Source organism: Vibrio sp. 2130-1 (assembly GCF_033339515.1).
This window is the reverse complement of record NZ_JAWOUT010000164.1, coordinates 1-815: the sequence shown is the minus strand read 5'-3', so window position 1 is coordinate 815 and position 815 is coordinate 1. Positions and strand designations below refer to the sequence as shown.

Here is an 815-nt window from a genome sequence, read left to right as displayed (position 1 = left end):
GACCGCGGCATTGTTCAGGCAAGTAAATTGCCGGTTTTTATGGGTAGCGATACGTTCGATTTTCTCATGCCGCTGTTTAAAGTATGGCAAGACAAAGGCTTAGTTGAGCTTCAAGAGCGAAGCTTAGTGCTTACTTTAGCGGGCAGTTTTTGGGCCGTTTCGTTAGCGCAAGCCTGTATTCAGGTACTGACATCAGAGATGAACGAAAGCGTGCCAAAAGTATCCAATAATTAATGAAGACAAATTGAAGAAAAGATGGAAAACAAAATGGAATCAATCAAGCAACAGGTAGAAGTTCTATTGGAACAAGAACCTCAACTTCTGCCTGCCGCAATGGCAGAGCGTTTAGGTGTGACAGAATTTGATGTTGTCGCTGCACTGCCGCAAGAGATGGTTGCGATTGCTCCGGGCGAACAAGCGCAAACAATCCTTGAAAGCCTAGTTGGTTTTGGCCCAGTGACGACGATCATACATTCCTTCGGCTCCATTTTCGAGGTGAAAGCGCCTTTTCCGAAAGGCAAAGTTGCGCGTGGTTATTACAATCTAATGGGGCGAGAAGGTGAGCTGCATGGTCACCTCAAATTGGATAACGTGAAAAATATCGCGCTGGTCAGCAAACCGTTTATGGGACGTGAAAGTCACTACTTTGGCTTTTTCTCTGAATGCGGCAGCAATATCTTCAAAGTGTACTTAGGGCGTGATGAAAAACGCGAACTTATTGCTGAGCAGGTAACGGCGTTTCGTGCCATGCAAGCTGAGTTAAATCAGTAACAAAGACAGCCAGTCGTCGCGGCTTTTACATTCAAGGGTGTGAG

At 45.9% G+C, this 815-nt stretch carries 1 protein-coding gene and 1 pseudogene; both read left to right on the top strand.

Annotation, left to right across the window (positions count from 1 at the left end; genetic code table 11):
* A pseudogene (locus R7Q09_RS24920) lies at positions 1-234 on the top strand (heme anaerobic degradation radical SAM methyltransferase ChuW/HutW); the annotation flags it as partial.
* Positions 235-267: 33 nt separating this feature from the next.
* Entirely contained in the window at positions 268-771 is a 504-nt protein-coding gene (gene hutX, locus R7Q09_RS24915; RefSeq protein WP_318143794.1) for a heme utilization cystosolic carrier protein HutX, read from the top strand.
* The last annotated feature ends 44 nt before the right edge of the window (positions 772-815 follow it).